The organism is Actinomadura sp. 9N407 (genome assembly GCF_044326315.1).
Lineage (GTDB): Bacteria > Actinomycetota > Actinomycetes > Streptosporangiales > Streptosporangiaceae > Spirillospora.
Window position 1 is genome coordinate 321,421 of the sequence record NZ_JBIRAW010000004.1, and the last position, 15,947, is coordinate 337,367.

Annotated in this window: 9 protein-coding genes; 3 read left to right on the forward strand and 6 right to left on the reverse strand. The window is 70.7% G+C overall.

What is annotated here, in order from left to right; genetic code table 11:
- Positions 1–5 precede the first annotated feature (5 nt).
- The gene (locus ACH34Q_RS09175; RefSeq protein ID WP_395982358.1) at positions 6–1,256 is read right to left on the reverse strand and encodes a MurT ligase domain-containing protein; all 1,251 of its coding nucleotides are present in this window, start codon (positions 1,254–1,256) and stop codon (positions 6–8) included.
- A 542-nt stretch (positions 1,257–1,798) separates the two neighbouring features.
- On the opposite strand from ACH34Q_RS09175, the gene ACH34Q_RS09180 reads away from it, so the two are divergent.
- Positions 1,799–3,076, forward strand: a complete 1,278-nt coding sequence (locus ACH34Q_RS09180; protein WP_395982359.1) for a hypothetical protein — start codon at positions 1,799–1,801, stop codon at positions 3,074–3,076.
- A 102-nt stretch (positions 3,077–3,178) separates the two neighbouring features.
- Positions 3,179–4,102, forward strand: a complete 924-nt coding sequence (locus tag ACH34Q_RS09185; RefSeq protein WP_395982360.1) for a hypothetical protein — start codon at positions 3,179–3,181, stop codon at positions 4,100–4,102.
- Positions 4,103–4,115: 13 nt separating this feature from the next.
- Here the strand turns inward: ACH34Q_RS09185 and ACH34Q_RS09190 are convergent, their stop codons facing one another.
- The 4 genes from ACH34Q_RS09190 to ACH34Q_RS09205 all read right to left on the reverse strand — a co-directional run bounded on the left by ACH34Q_RS09190 (position 4,116) and on the right by ACH34Q_RS09205 (position 11,796).
- On the reverse strand, positions 4,116–4,469 hold the full coding sequence (locus ACH34Q_RS09190; protein WP_395982361.1) for a hypothetical protein: 354 nt from the start codon (positions 4,467–4,469) through the stop codon (positions 4,116–4,118).
- A gap of 16 nt (positions 4,470–4,485) precedes the next feature.
- Positions 4,486–6,357 carry a hypothetical protein gene (locus ACH34Q_RS09195; RefSeq protein WP_395982362.1) on the reverse strand — a complete coding sequence of 624 codons (1,872 nt, stop codon included), beginning with the start codon at positions 6,355–6,357 and terminating at the stop codon, positions 4,486–4,488.
- Between the two features lie 267 nt (positions 6,358–6,624).
- Positions 6,625–9,555 carry an ATP-binding protein gene (locus ACH34Q_RS09200; RefSeq protein ID WP_395982446.1) on the reverse strand — a complete coding sequence of 977 codons (2,931 nt, stop codon included), beginning with the start codon at positions 9,553–9,555 and terminating at the stop codon, positions 6,625–6,627.
- 144 nt (positions 9,556–9,699) lie between these two features.
- Positions 9,700–11,796, reverse strand: coding sequence for a hypothetical protein (locus ACH34Q_RS09205; RefSeq protein WP_395982363.1), 2,097 nt, complete (start codon positions 11,794–11,796; stop codon positions 9,700–9,702).
- Between the two features lie 1,343 nt (positions 11,797–13,139).
- On the opposite strand from ACH34Q_RS09205, the gene ACH34Q_RS09210 reads away from it, so the two are divergent.
- Positions 13,140–14,132 (forward strand): helix-turn-helix domain-containing protein, encoded by a 993-nt coding sequence (locus ACH34Q_RS09210; protein WP_395982364.1) that lies wholly within the window; start codon positions 13,140–13,142, stop codon positions 14,130–14,132.
- A 299-nt stretch (positions 14,133–14,431) separates the two neighbouring features.
- Here the strand turns inward: ACH34Q_RS09210 and ACH34Q_RS09215 are convergent, their stop codons facing one another.
- Positions 14,432–15,874 carry a hypothetical protein gene (locus ACH34Q_RS09215; protein ID WP_395982365.1) on the reverse strand — a complete coding sequence of 481 codons (1,443 nt, stop codon included), beginning with the start codon at positions 15,872–15,874 and terminating at the stop codon, positions 14,432–14,434.
- Between the last annotated feature and the right edge of the window lie 73 nt (positions 15,875–15,947).

Below are 15,947 nucleotides of genomic sequence, written 5' to 3' on the forward strand. Positions count from 1 at the left end.
CACTGCTAGACGACACGGCCGTACCTCGTTCTGATGTCCTGGAAGGCGGTGTAATTGGAGATCACGTCGAGGCGTCCCGGCGGGACCGCCATGACGGCCTGGTCGATGTCGTCCACCACGGTGAACGGCACTTCGGCTGCCTCCAGGCGAGCGGCCAGGTCGACCCGGCGCTCGCCGGTCACCCAGACCGGGCGGCCGCGCAGGATCCGGTAGTCGACGTCCCACAGCCAGGAGGTGTCGCGGCCGTCGGGGCCCTGCGCGTTGATCGACAGGGCGACCGGGCCGGGCGCGGGGTCCAGGACGTCGAACGCCTCCAGCCAGCCCGCCGGGTTCTTCGACAGCAGCAGCCGGATCTGGCGGCCTTGGTGCTCGACCGTGGTGAAGCGGCCGGCCACCGAGCTGACCTGGCTGAGCAGCGGCAGGGCCTGCTCGGGCGGTACGCCGAACTGGGCGACCACGGCCAGCGCGATCGCGGCGTTGGAACGGTTGGCGCGGCCGGGCAGCGAGAGCTCCGAGAGCTGGAACGTCCTGCCGCCGGGCACCGTGACCTGGTCGCCCTTGAGGATGTAGTCAGGACGCGGCCGGGAGAAGTGGCATTCGCGGCAGCGCCAGTCGCTGTCCTCGTCGGCGTCCTGGCGGTCCAGCGGGCCGCCGCACTCGGGACAGCACCACGAGTCCTCGCGCCAGTGCTGGCCGGCGGCCACCCAGGTCACGCTCTTGGCGGTGGAGGCGCCCCAGGTGACCAGCGGGTCGTCGCAGTTGGCGATGACGTGGCTGTGCGGCGCGGCCTCCAGGGCCTTGCGCCACTTGCCCGCCAGCTGCCAGATCTCCCCGGCACGGTCCATCTGGTCGCGGCTGAGGTTCATCAGCGCGACCACGTTGGCACCGGTCTCGGCGAGCACCATCGGGACGTACTTCTCGTCGCACTCCAGCACGCCGTACAGGGCACTGCGCGCCGAGGCGAGGGCGGACACGTGCCCGGTGGGCATGTTCGCGCCGAACGCGTTGGTGGCGACCTCGCCCAGCGGTGTCATCGCCGAGGTGATCAGCCGAGTGGTCGTCGTCTTGCCGTTCGTGGCGCTGACGAGGACGAGCTTGCGGTCCCGGGAGAGCCGGGTCAGCAGCTCGGGGTCGAACCGCAGGCCGATCCGGCCTCCGATCACCGAGCCGTCGCCCTTGCCCGCGAGCCGGGACATTCTCGCCGCCGTGCGCCCGAGCGCGACGGCCAGCTGCGAACGCAGCGGAAGATCGCTCATGGACTCCGTCTTCTCCGGTAGCGCCTCTGGAACCGGTCCGAGCCTAGCCGGTACGGGGACTTAGCGGTGCGACTCTGGCTCCCTGCCGCTCCTCTGCCGGGTCTGTCGGCCGACCCTCGACCGGTCCTCGGCCGATCCTCGACCAGTCCCGGGCCGCTGGGACGGACTGCGAGGAGGATCACAGCATTTGGTGTAAACCGTCCCACCCAATCTTGACCTATGTGAACATGTCATGATTCGGTGCGACCGCGGCAGCCCGAACAATGGGGTCTCGGATACCCATGAGCACGCCTGAGTGAGGCGTCGAGCCAGTACTTTGTCGGGAGCCCTGCGGTTTCGGCGGGGGAAGGATCCCCGCGCTCTGGCGGACGAAGCGGCGACAAGGCGAGGTCTGAGCGATGCAGTGTCCGACGTGCGGTACGAACACGCCCGGGACGCTCGACACGTGTCCGAACTGCAACGCACCCATTGACCCGCTCAGCGCGCCCATAGGACCTCCTGCGGCCTCCTCGTTGGGCGACCAGACCATGGTGGTGCCGCCCATGCCGTCGTGGAGCATGGACCCGCCCGCGGAGCCGGCGAGTGCCCTCGCCAACGGCGCGCTCGGGCCTGACAACGGCGCGCTCGGGCCGGCCAACGGACCTTCGGAGTCGACCGCGCCTTGGTCCTTCGAGGCGGAAGAGGACACCGGGGGCTACGAGACGGCACCGCCCCCTCCGCCCGCTTGGGCGGCCTCCGAGCAGCCGTCCGGCGGCAACTTCGTGAACAACGCCCCTGCGGCACCCCCAGCCCCCTCGGCGCCTGCGCCGCCCCCGGCGCCCCCGGCGCCTGTGGGCAGCCTGCAGGCGAACCCCATGGGCAGTCCGTCGCCCGGCGGCCTGGGAGACCCCTCGGTGAGCGCGCCCGAGTCGATCGTCCCGGAGTCCTGGTACGCGCGTCCCCGCAAGCCTGGCGCGCAGTCAGAGCAGGACCAGGGCGTCCAGCAGTGGGCTCCCCAGCCGCAGGGCTTCGGTATGGACAACGGGCAGGCGACGTTCCTCGACTCCGGCTACCCGGGTGGCGGCGCGACCCAGCTCGACCAGTCGCCCATGAACATGGGCGGGCCTACAGGCCCCATGGACTCGTCCCTCGGGCCCGTAGGGCCGTACGGGCCGATGGGCTATGAGGACGGGCCGCACGGGTACCCGCCCGCATCGCGTGGCAGCAAGGCCAGCAAACCGCTCCTCGTGGCCGTGTCCGCTCTTGTCACGGTGGCGGTGGTGTCGGTCGGCTTGGTGTTGTGGCCCGGCGGCGACGCCAAGCCCCCGGCGGCCCAGCCGACGCCCTCGGCGAGCAAGAACACTCCGGTCGCCCAGAACAAGCCCATAGGCCCGGCGCGGCAGCAGGCCATCAAGGTGAACGAGCTGCTGAACACCAGCGCCAGCGCCCGGCGCGCGCTCGCCGGGGCCCTCAACGGCACCGCCAAGTGCGAGACCCTGCCCGCCGCCATCAGGGGATTCCAGGGAGTGGCGCAGCAGCGTTCGAACCAGATGCGCCGTACCAAGGCCCTCAAGGTCGACAAGCTGCGCAACGGCGCGAAGATGAAGCTGACGCTGTACCAGGCGTTCAAGGCCTCGCTGGAGGCCGACCAGCGCCTGCTGGTGTGGGCCGACAAGGCCAAGCGCAAGTGCCGCGGCAAGCCCCGTCCCAATGTCGCGAAGGCGCCCGGGCGGATCTCCGCCGAACGCCGCGCCACCATCGCCAAGAAGAACTTCGTCGCGATGTGGAATCCTGTGGCTCGCGCGGCGGGGCAGCCACAACGGCAATGGAACGGCTTGTAGGGGTCCGATCACAACCGGATTGCAACCATGGCCGGGAAGCTCCCCGTTCGTCCACTGCGCAGTATCTTGACTGCGTCGAGGCTTCACGGGGGAGGTTCTGGCATGCGGTGCCCAGGATGCGGGAGCGACACCACCCCGTCGCTGCCGCGGTGTACGCGATGCAACGCTCCGCTGGGCGGCGTACACGGCGAGGAAGGCACCACACCCGACCCTTTCGCGGGATCCGGGCCAGGTCCCGACTCTCCCGTCCCACCGCCCTGGTCGTCCCCGCCCTCCGATCCCCCCGGCTGGGGCACTCCCCCGCACGGGACTCCCCCGCACGGGACTCCCCCGCACGGGCCGCCTCCCGGTGACTCCGGCGAACGGACCATCTCGCTGTCGGAGGAGCCCTGGGAGCACGAGAAGTGGGCGGAGGAGGTCTGGGCACCCGGCCCCACGCCCAAGAAGCAGGCACTCCCGTACATCCTGGCCGGCGGCGGCGTGGTGCTACTGATGGCCATCGCGCTCGCCATCATCTTCTGGCCGAGTTCCCAGCAGTCCGGCACGTCCGCGGCGAACACCCCGACCGCCGGAGCCGGTGAGAGCCCGGGCTCCGAGTCCGCCGGCGACCCCAGCGCCACGGACAGCGGAGCCGGCCTCAACAAGCAGGCGGGCCAGGTCGACGCGCTGCTGACCGAGATGTCCAGTACCCGTACGGAGCTGGGCTCGGTCGTGACCGGCGGCTGCGCGATCTCGGACATGGAACGGGTCCGCGACCAGCGCAAGGAGCAACTCGACAAGGCCAGGGCCCTGGAGGTGGACGCCATGGAGAACGGCACCGAGATGCGGTCCGCGCTCGTCCGGGCGCTCACGGCCTCCGTCGAGTCCAACCAGCGCTACGTCGACATCGGCCCCGGCTGCCCGTCGGACGACACCGTCCAGCCGATCAACGAGCGGGCCAGCCAGGCGAAGCGCGAGTTCATCGACTACTGGCGCCCCAACGCCGAGAAGGCCGGCCTCGCCGTCCGCAACGCCGACACGATCTGACCCGAGCCGGTGGTCAGCCGAGGCCGAGGGTGGTGGTCAGTTGGCCGACCGCTTCGGTGAGGACCGCGACCCCGGCCACGCGGCGGCCCAGCCGGTCCAGCGCGCCGCCGATGCGCTCGGAGTCGGGGTCGCTCTCCTCGATCTCGCGGCGGATGTCGGCGAGGTCCCGGCGCGCCTTGTCGACCTCGGCGATCTCGGCCGCGTGCCGTTCGAGCAGCCGTTCCACCCGGTCCAGCGACTCGGCGGCGGCGGACACCGGCGCCTCGGTCCGCTGGATCTGGACGGTGTCGTCGCCGGTCGAGATCTGGCCGGAGACGCTGGCGTTCCCGCCGATGTTGACGCTCCGCTCGCCACCGTGCTGCGTCATGTCGCTCCTCGAGAAGTCAGGGATTGATGCCCGATGTTCCGGTACGCGGGGGCTGCCGGGTCTGCCGCTGCTCGATCCGGGCACCCTCGCCGCCGACGGCGATCTGGCCGCTGACGCTGCCGCCCGTCATGATCACTCCCTCGTTCAGGATGACGCCGGCCTGGGTGCGGTAGGCAGAGACGTCGATGCCGCACTCGCCCTCCAGGTGGTCGAGCAGCGCCTCGTTCACCCGGCGCTCGATGAGCCGGGTGTACTTGTCGGCGTCGAGTTCCTGGAGGAACGTGTGGAACTCCTCCTCGGCGGCCAGCTCGCGCACGCTGATGCGGGCGCCGTAGTCGTAGGCCATGTACCTGGACGGGTGCCGGGACGTCAGGCCGGCCCGGACGCCCCGCGACATCGCCCAGCAGGACGAGAGGATCCTCGGGACGGCCAGCAGCAGGCCGCTCAGGACACTCCTCCAGCCGGCCCGCAGGGACTTGGCCAGCAGCGTCGGGACGCTCCAGTTGGGCAGGAAGTCGATCAGCCGGAACTCGCGCCGGATGGGCGGCAGCACGGTCGCGACGAACTGCGCGTACAGCATCCGGCCCTCGACCGCGAGGTAGACGAACGCCGACAGCGCGATGTCCTGGTCTTCGGCGGGCGCCACCGCGCGGTCGCCGGGACCCATGATCGCCTGACCCCGGGCGCCGACCGTCACGCGCTGGTAGCAGCGGACGCCGCCCTGCGGATGCCGGATGATCGCCTCCACCGCCTCCGGTGAAGCGACGGAGAACGGCACCCCGGCCTGCGCGTCGATCAGCGGATGCCCGTCGAAGTAGCGCCCGCTGATGGGGTCGAGCGGGCGCCGCCGCTGCGCGCACTCGCCGCGGCCGACGATGTGCACGTCCGTGACCAGTCCGGCGATCCGCTCGTTCGGCGGCAGCCAGAGCGACCGATCGGGCTCAGGGGCGCCCGGCTCACGCGGCGGCCATTCGTCACGCATCTCCTGCAGGCGGGTGCGTACCCGCTGGTGCATCACCACAGGGTCGACGGGCATGGCTTTCTGCAGCGTGCCCAGTACTCCGGAGGCGGGACGGTCGAGCTCCAGCACCACCGACCAGGCCCGTGCCCAGGGCGCCTTCACGTCTCCGGCACCGATGAACGGGTTCTCGCCCGAGTAGAGGGTCACGTTGCCGCGCTGCGCGGAGTCGACGCGGTCGAGCAGGCCGCCGACCCGTTCGCCGTACGAGGCGGGCCCGGGGCCGGTCGCCTCGGGGCCCAGGTCGCGGGCCAGGATCCGGAAGACCAGCGCGAGATGCCCGATGATCACGAACGCGAACGCCGCGGTGAAGGCCAGCATCAGCAGGAACGGGTGCTCGGTCTCGAACGAGTCCAGCAGCCCCGGCTCCTCGATGGGCTGGTCATAGCCGCTGAGGGAGGAGGACGAGTCGCGCAGATCCCGGAATCCGTTGATGCCCAGCCACGCCAGCGGTATCCCGAGGTTGAGGATGAACCAGATCGCCACCAGCCGCCAGCGCCAGCGCATCCGCCGCCACGGGATCGCGTACAGCAGCGCCGCGTAGAGCGCCAGGAAGCCGTAGACGAAGGCTCCGGCGGGGACGAGGATCCACGCGACGATCCACACCGCGGCGAGGATGAGATCCCGGTAGAGGCGCAGGCGGCGGGCCCGCAGCGCGTGCAGGATCACCGGCCGCAGGTCGAATCCGAACGACGGGACGACCGCGCGGTTGTCGTCGTCCACGTACTCGTGGATCACCCGGTCGGCCAGGCTGCGGTCGAGGTACATGGCGGCGGCCAGGTAGCGGGTGTCGTTCTGCAGCGGCTCCCCGGCCATGGCCGCACCAGGCGACGCGTGCCGGAAGAACGGCTCTGCGGCCTCGGCGCTCATGACCATCTCCGGGGAAGGGGGCGGACGGGAAAGAAATTAACCCGTGGGGCTGACAGTTTCGTAGGTCGGCACCGGATCGTGACGGAACCGACACGGACCGAGCCCGCAGGAAGCCGTCACGGTCCGGCCTGGCGAGGAGCCGGTCACGGACCGAGCCCGCAGGGAGCCGTCGTCACGGCTCGAACCCGCGGAGAGCTGTCACATCCGGCCTGCAAAGAACCGTCACGGTCCGGCCTGATCGGAGGCGGTCAGCCGCAGAAGGAATGGTCAGCCGTGCAGGAAGGGCAGGGCGCCGGAGGGGTCGGCGAACGGGATGACGAGGCGTTCGGGCCAGCTCAGGACGGGTTCGAGCCAGGCCCCGACGCGCATCGTCTCGGCGGCGTCGGCGATCTGGTCCTCTTCGGCCACACCGATCGCGACGACGGTCAGGTCCTTGTAGAAGCTCGCGTTGTCGTCCTCGCCGCCCAGGGCGGTGATGGCGACGGGGCGGTTGCGTTCCAGCTCCATCGACAGGGGGTGGCGGCGCAGTGCGCGCAGGCGGTGGCCGAGCTTGGGCTCCGGGGGCTGCTTCAGGCCGGGCAGCTGGTACTCCAGCGGTGGCGCGGGGCTGTGCTTGTCGGGGGCGCCGGCACCGTACGGGAAGAGGCGGTCCATCTCGTGCAGCCACCGCACTTGGGGGATGACCCAGTTCGGCCCTGGGAGCGTGCCTGTCGGCGCGGTGTCGCCACCCAGGAGCCGTTGTGCCACAGCGGCGGCGGCAGCGGTGAGCTCGGACGGTGCGTAGACGGTACGGAGCGCCCACGAGCGGCGGGTGACGGCCCCTTCCAGCATGGTCGCCAGGGTGCACTCGCGCAGGCGCGGGGCAAGGCGCGACCAGGCGCGGCCCAGCTCTTGCGGTACGGCGGGCAGTGGACGGTTGACGACGTGGGCCAGGACGAGCGTGTCGGCCCACAAGCGCAGCCAGGCCCAGTCGTGGTGGCTGGCGAGCAGGTCGGCCTCGCGCAGCTCGTACAGGGTGCAGGCCCGTCCTGAACGGCACTCGCACCCGCACGCGGCCGAACGGCGCCCGTCCACCGGCGGCGGCGGGCCGGGCATCGCGCCTTCCCTGCCCTCCCCCAAGGGAATCCGGATCCGGAGCGGACGGTCCATCCCGTCGGCGAACACGGCGGCGACCCCCGGCCGCAGCGAGACCACCTCGCGCGACTGGTGCTCGTCGAGGTTCATGGCCGAGCCGACCTGGTGCCGGTCGTCGAACGCCGGCAGGCGGTGCACGACCTTGAGGGCGGTGTTCTTGATGACGTCGGGGACGAGCTTGGTCGGGATCTGCTCGGCGACGATGATGCCCTCGCCGTACGCGCGGATCTCGGCCAGCATCCCGGCGAACAGCTCCACGGCGTGCGAGCTGGTGCGTTCGGGCCCGCGGTTGCGCAGCAGCCGGTGCGCCTCCTCGATCACGATCACGTGCCGCAGCCCGGGGTCGGCGCCACCGCCACCGCGCCGCTCGCGCATCCGCAGATGCTCGACGATCCGGATGATCAGCGTGCCCATCAGGAACGCCTTGTCCTCGTCGTTGGCGACGTCCTCGATGGCCAGCACGATGTTGTCGCGCAGCATCCCGCCGATGTCGGCCGGGTGGCCGCCCTCGAAGAACCGTCCGGCCGAGCCGATCCGCAGCGACCGCAGCCGTACGTCCACGAAGCCCTTGACGTCGGCCATCAGCTCCCTGCCGTACCCGACGTCACTGATGACCTGCAGCGCGGCGCTCTGCAGCTGCTCCAGGGTCGGTACGGCAGGCTCGATCAGCGAACCGGGGACGCCGCCACCGGTGACCACGTCCCAGCCGTTGCTCTCGTACACTCGCTGGAGTGCCTGCGCCATGATCTGCGGGAACGGCTCCTCGGCGTCGAACGCGGCCTGGAAGAGCGCCCGGACCATGTCGATATGGGCCTGGACCGGATATCCAGGCTCGGGTGCGAGCGGGTTGACCGACAGCGGCACCGAGCCCGGATCGGACGGGTTGACGACCGTGACCGGGCCGCCGAGATCGCGGATCCGGCCGGCCATCGCCGCGTACTCCGACTTCGCCGGCTCGATCGCCAGCCACGGGATGCCCGCGCGGGTCAGCTGCTCCAGCAGGTGCCGTACGGTCTGCGACTTGCCGGACCCGGTGGACCCGGTGACGAACACGTGCCGGTTGATCGTCGAGCGCGGCACGGTGAACCGGCCGACCTCCCGGTCCTGCCCGTCCAGGATCGCGCCCAGCTCGATCGGCGTCCCGGTCGAGGCTTCCTCGGTCTCGGAGGTCACGTCGAAGTAGCCGGCGTCCAGGACCCGCAGCCCGGGGACCTCGCGGCGCGGCAGCCCGGCCAGGGCCGCCAGGGCCCCGGCGGTGGCCACGAACGGGTACCGGTCGGCGGACTCCACCACGCCCCGCTGCGTCGCGGGCAGCGGCTCAGGACGCAGCACCTCGCCGAACGAACCGCCGCCGTGCCCCGACCTGAGCCGGTACGGATGGTGCCCGAGTTCCATCGAGCCGACCAGGACGGGGGCGATCTGGCCCAGCTCGGCCCGGTCGGCGGCGCCCGCCACGACCCGTACCTCCCAGAGCCCCGCCTCGCGGAACGCGTCCAGCTCGGCGAGCCGCTGATCCGCACGCGCCACCTCGAGCCCGGCGCGCTCGTCCTCGCCCCGCCGCAGCATCCGCAGGTCGTGCTGCAGCTCGCGCATCTCGGTCTCGAGCCGGCGCTCGTCGCACGGCTCGGCCACCACGAACCAGCCGAACGGCCGTTCCATCAACGTCACCAGCGTCGACTCGAACAGGGTCGCCCCGGCCTCCGAACGCGCGACCTGCGGAGCCAGCCGTCCCGGGCAGCGCGTCCACACCATCCGCTCGGCCTGCCGCATCCACCGTTCCCCGACCGGCACACCCCTCGCACCGCTGGGGAACAGCAGTCCTTGGCGCCCGCCCGGCGCGGGATTGATCGGCCCCGCGTTCGTGATCAGCTCCAGCGGGGCGCCGCCGCCCGGCGACAGCCAGCCGACCACGAACGGCCGCCGCAGCCGGGCCGCCGACAGCGCGGCGGGCAGCACGCTCACGAAGTCCCACTCCGCCGAAGCAGCCCGTTCAGGCGCGGGAATCGCCTGGATCCGGTACCAGGGCCCCGGCAGGACAGGCCGTACGGGCGGGGGCACGGGCATGTGCGAGCGCGGGGGCGTGGTCACCCGAGAATCCTTACTCCGGTACGCCACCCAGCGCCACCGCCTCCCCCGTCGACTCGTGGCGTGTTCGCCTTTTCGGACCCCGGGGAAGGGCGAACACGCCACGAGTCAACGAGGTGGGCGTCAAGGGGGCGGGTCGGCGGCGTGCTTGCCGTTGGACTTCATGGGCGGGACGATCCGGGTCCCGCGCGGGTTGGTGCTGCGCGAGCCCGTACCGCGCGGAAGGGCGTGCCGGGCGCGGGACGTCCAGGGGAAACCCTGCGCGCGCGACCCGGTCGGAGCGGGCATCGGCGTCCCCTCGACGTCGTCGCCGGGCTCGTCCTCGGTCTCCTCGACCACGGCCTCGCCGTTGGCATGGCCGTTCTGCTCCTGCTGGCGCAGGTACTCCTCGAACTCGATGGAGTGCGCGGTCGGCAGGGTGATGATGCCGGGGTTGGCGTCGACCAGCAGGATGCGCCGTCCAGTCGCGCCGGAATGGGTGAAGACCATCGCGGTGGGCGGCAGCTCCTGCAGCTGCGGCGGCTCGATCAGCAGCTCCCGGAAGCCCTGCTTGAGCTCGCCCCCGCCGTCGCGGCGCCGTCCCTCGGTGGCGGCCAGTCCGCGCCCCCAGTCGGTGGCCGAGCTGATGCCCTCGACCAACGCACTGTCGTCGTCGACCGGAGCGGGCAGAGGCGACCACGCGGGATCGTTCAGCTCGTCCCCACGCTTTCGGGAGTACGCGACCGTACTGGCGTAGCTTCCGGCGGCCACATCGGTGAGGACCTCGCCGGCCGAGTCGGTGATCTCGGCGACCAGCAGCGGCTGATCGGTCCCGATGTGCTCGGCGGCGACCCGCGCGTCCTCGGGATTGCCGAGCCGCATGAAGCCGACGGCCGCGTGGCCGCGCCGTCCGAGCCGTTCTCGTACGTGCTGCGGGATCGACCGGTACATCAGCACCAGACCGGTCCCGGTCGCCTCGCAGGCGTCGATCAGACGGTCGAGAACATCACCGCGCAGCTTCTCGGCGCCGCACAGGAACAGCGTGTGGTCCCAGCGGCTGCCGGGCGGCGCCTCGCGGATCCGGTGGGTCAGCGCGGTCGTGACGTACGTACCGAGCACCCGGTTAGTGAGCACGCCCGCCCGCCGGTCCATCGACACCACGTGCAGCCTGGACGGCGGCAGCCGTACCGGCTCAGCGGCGAGCTTCTCCAGTTTGCGCAGTTGCGCCTCAAGCGCCCAGGCCCGCCGGACGACGATCCGGTCCGTGGCGTCCCGCCCGAACAGCGTGGCGATCCGTTCCAGCTGCTCATCGGTGAGCAACCCCTTGCGCAGATCATCGCGCGGGTCCCCGACCTGAGCCAGCACCCGCAGCGCCGCCGTGATCCGCGGAATCGTGGCGCCCTCACCGAGCACCTCGATGATCCGCTCCAGGATGGAGTTGTCGAACGACAGGTCCCGCGTACTGCTCTGCTCCTCGCCCGCCCCGACCACCAGCGACAACACGTCCGCCAAGGCCTCGGGCCCGAGCCCACGCGTCGCGTCCATCCGCGGCAGGTCATCGGGCAGCACCCACACCAGCGGATCATCACCCCGCGCCGCCGCAAGCCGCAGCAGGTCATGCGCAACGGCCCCCTCGGACAGGTCGATGACACTCACCCGAGCGCCCACCGCCAGCCGGGCCGCCCCCATCGTGGTCACCGCCGCCGACCACCCGGCCAGCGTGCCGCCTACGACATCGACGCGGTCCACATCGGGCGGAACCGCCACGGGATACCACTCGCGCTGTCCCGCGTACGCCCGCTGGCGCTGCTCCCACTCGCGGTAGGCCTCGACGTACTCCGACTCCGCGGCATCCCGCCGCCGCTGCCAGTCGGCCCGCTCCCGCTCGCTCTGGACCCGTTCCCGTACGAGCCTCGCCCGTACGGCACGTTCGTCCTGCCACAACAGGTAGCCGGGGATCCCCACGGCCACCCCGCAGGCCAGCATCGCCACCACGGCGAACTCCCACGGCAGCACGCCGAACATGCCGCACAGCAGGAACAGGACCATGCCGACCCCGGCACCGACGGCCGCGATCCGCAACGGACGCACCGCCAGGTACTCGCCGGGACGCCGCTCGGGCGGCGGGGCCCGTACCGGCTCCGGCGGCTCAGGCCGCCCGGGCGGTGGCCCCGGGTCAGGATGCTGTTGTGCGTAGCGCCAGCCCACATAGACGCGGCCGGCTTGAACAAACCGCGCCATCGCGGACCCGCTCGCCATATCCGTCACGTCGAGAGACCTCTGGGTGTAACGGGATGGTGTGGAACGCCTGGTATCAGGGGTGGACTCCTCCTCAGCACAGACTAAAGAGGATCCGCGATCCGCGCGCCCCGTTCAACCGAACAGTGACCCCGATGGCCCACTTTGGGCGTCATTTCGGTCATCAGGGTCACCTGGGGGAAAGATCGGGCACCCCCATTGCGGCCCCTGACCACATCCGGCCAACCCCCCAGCGGCCCCGGTCAGCGTGAGTGCCCTTGAACCGCCACCTCAGAACCACCTGCAGCGGCATCCCCTGCAGAGGCACACGTTCCTGCTCACCCACCCCAGCTCCGCCGAGACCCCGCAGCAACTGAACGCCCGAAGAGTCGCTCTGGACCGTTCACCCGCACCCGCACCCGGAGCCTGGAAGTCACGGCCCTACGGCTGGGCTATCGACCGAACAAGCGCCCCGCCCACCCTCGACGCCGAGCCGCCTGACGCCGCCGTCCCCGCCCTGCTTCAACTGAATGAGCAGCGGGACGGGCCTCCCAAGGCGAGGCAGACGTCGACCGCATCGCCGATCCGGCCTGAGGTCCCGTACGACTGACTTGCGGGACGAACCGGCCGATGACCACCTCCAGCCGCCGCGCGAGCTCCGCAGGGTCGGCCGCCTCGATCAACCGGTCCCGGCCATCCAGGTCCCGCGTAATCGCCCACCAAGAGCCAGTGAATTCACCCCTCCAAGCCCGAGCCCTTGGGAACCGGCGCAACAGCTCCGCCACCGCGAACTCGGGGTCGATGTCGACGTACGCCCACGGCGCCGCCAGCGTCACCGTCCGGATCCCGCCACTTCGGACCGAGTGAGCAGGTTCCGTATGACGGCGCTGACCGCGTCATCTAGTCGGTCAGTCCCGGCCAGCGGCGCGCCCCACGACGTCCAGAACCACATCCGGCCGCCGTCCTCCGGGCGCGCACGGCAGGTGACGGTGTCCGCCGCGCAGGCCACCTCGTCACAACAGCCGGTCACGTCCCAGTTCGCGACCCGGAGCCCGTCCGCAGCCAGCTCCACGGTGAAGCCGCGTGCACCAAGCCGTGCGCCCAGGGCAGCGAGCCTCTGCTGTGCGCTCGTACGATTCGACATGGATCCGACGCCTCCTGTCGGGTCGAGGCCCTGGGGCTCTTGGTGTTCACCCACCAGCCGGGGCCGCTCTTCGTGCCGTGCGGCACGTTCATGGCACCAGCCGAGCCCACCGGCGGCTACCGTGGAAGCCGTTGACCTGTTGCCCTGCGGGATTGGTCAACAGAGACAACGGGGCACACCGGGGCGAAACGGTGGCAAGCGGATGACGTTCGGCGAGAAGATGCGCGCGCTCATGGCCGAGCGGGGCATGTCGTTGCGCAGGCTGGCAGCGGCCACCTTCTATGACGTCGGCCATCTCAGCCGCATATCCCGGGATCTCAAGCCCCCGTCCGCCAAACTCGCCCAGGAACTCGACGACGCCTTGGGCGCCGATGGCGAACTGGTGACGCTCGCCGTCTCACCGGCTCCCAGGCCACTCGGCACCACCCTCACGCCCGACGACAAAGAGCGCGTCACGCAGGTTGTCCGGCGCCCATCAAGGTTGGACGTGGGCACCTTGAATGCCCTCGCCACCGTGCTCGCCGGCCAGAGACGCCTTGAAGACGCCGTCGGCCCCACCGCACTGCTCGGCCCGGTCACCGGCCAACTCGACGCCCTCGTGGCGATGCTCCGGGATGCGTCCGGTCCGTTGCGTGACCGGCTCGGCCGGTTCGTGGCCGAGTGGACGGTGTACGCCGGGTGGCTTCACGCCGCAGTCCGTCAGGACGGCCAGGCACTGAACCTGTTCGCGCAAGGTGAGGACCTGGGCGACGACTTCGCGGACGGCACCATCGCCGGGATCGCGACCAGTTTCCGTGGGTATGTGGCCCGCCAGCAGGGTCGCCCCCGCGCGGTCGTACGCGCCTCGTCCGCAGCTCTGGCCACCCCGGGCGGGCATCCCGTTCAACGAACCTTCGACCAGTTGCAGGCAGCCCAGGGATACGCGGCCCTCGGCGAGATCGACCAGGCACGCCGCCTGCTCGACACGGCCACCGAACGAGCCGCAGACGACATCGAACCACCGCCGCCGGTCTACTGGTACTCCGAGCCGTTCTTCCAGCTCAACATCGGCATGATCCACAACAACATCGGCGAGTACGGCGACGCCGCAGCACTGCTCAACGCCGGCCTAACCGGAATGCCCGCAGACCAGGCCGAAGCCGAATGGCTAGACGAATACAAGGCCGCTCTCGCCCAAGCGCGGGACCGAGCCTGACCGCCACGCTGCAGGAAACAAGCAGGGACTTCGGAAACCTCTGCAACGCTGCCAATCGCCAACGAAAACACCAGACGACCGTCCGGTCGCCCTCTGCCCACGCGGCAGCACCGCGACTGAAAGCCAAGGCATGCCGTCACCACCGCGCTGCTCCCGAGCCCTAAATGAGCGCGGCGGGAAACCCGTAGTGCACGCCACCGGCAAGGAAGATGCGCCACTCCATACGTCCCGAACAATCGCAGGAAAGGATTGGGCCTGCCTTGTGGTCCGTGACCGTATTCGGCCGCGGACACGTGTCATCAGGAGGTGCCGTCCGCTCGGATTTGTCCGAGACCGGTCTTGAGCCGCGCCGTGTGATCCGCGCCGTTTCGCCGGTTCTTCAGCGGGAAGGCGAGGGCCGCCGCCAGGGAGACAAGTGGGACGACGGGAAGTTGGTAACGGTAGTCGAACATCACCGTGATAGGCGGGATCACGGTCAGCGCCAGCGCCATGCTCCAGGGCAGCAGGGCGGGCCCGCCACGCCGCCGCCATCCGGCCGCCACCCCGATCAGGCCAATGGCCAGCAGGCCGGTGAGAATGCCCCCGCGCATGTAGACCCGGTCCTGGTAGCCGCGCATGAACCCCGCGTACGGCTCGATGATGCGCGTCTTGGCCCGGCCCGCGTCGTACGCCGCCACGTCGACCTTGACGAAACGCGGGAGCGACCTTTCCTGACGGCCGAATTCGTAATAGCGATAGGTCACCTTGTCCGGGAAAAGAGGCCGCGTCCAGGAGAAACCGAGCTGCATCTCCTCCCAGACCGTTGAGGCGTAATCGCCCGGCTGGGCACGGATGGCGCGGATGGCGAAGTCGCCGGCGAGCTTCTCCTGCTCGGCCGAGAACCATGGTGGCAGTCGGGGGTCGCTGCGCAGCGCCGCCTTACCGTTCCAGATGTAGTAGTGCGAGGTGGGCCGCTCTCCTGGCGGCCGGTGGGGGCACAACGGCTGCTCGCGGGCCGGTGGGTCGACCTTTGCGCAGTCGACGAAGGTCATGACCCGGCTGTAGAGGAAGATCCCGCGGCTGTTGCTGAGCGCGTAGCGGTCATGTTCGGAGGAGAACCACGTCGCGTACAAGCTCAGTGGCAGCGCCGCGGCGGCGACCGCCAGGGCCACCGCCCGCCATCCGGCCCTGCGGATCAACAGGTACGCGAGCAGCAGCACGATCAGAGGCAGCGCCACCGCACGGGTGAGCGTGGCCAGTGCGAGCAGGCCGCCTGCCGTGGCCGCCGCCGCCGGCCCGGGTCTCCGGTTCCATAGCGCCGCGGTGACGGCCCCCATCAGCAGCGCGGTGAACAGCGTGTCCGACATGACCATGTGCTCGAGCTGGATCTCGTACGCGTCGAGCAACATCGGCGCGGCCGCCAGCGCCGCGCCCCATCCGGGCAGGCCGAACCGGCCGCGCAGCAGCGTGTACACCGCCGTGGCCACGCCCAGCCCGAGCAGGTGCTGGACAACGATCACCAGTTCGAAGCTGTGGAACGGCCACAGTGCCCGCAGGAAGAGGGAGTAGCCGGCCGGGCGGGCCGGGTGCGGAGACGGCTCCATCGCCCCGGCCAGGTATTCGAACGAGTCCGGGAACCAGTTCGCCCAGCGGTAGCCCAGCACGGCCACCACTCGCAGGAGCGCACCGAGCACCAGCAGGGTGAGGAAGGGCCAGTGTGCGGCGCCGAACGCGCGGAAACGGTCAGCGCGGGAGGAGATCATCGCTTAGGGAGCATAAGGGCACACGTGGCATGCCCTCAGGATCAACCCGATGCGGGGCACCGGTACCGACGGG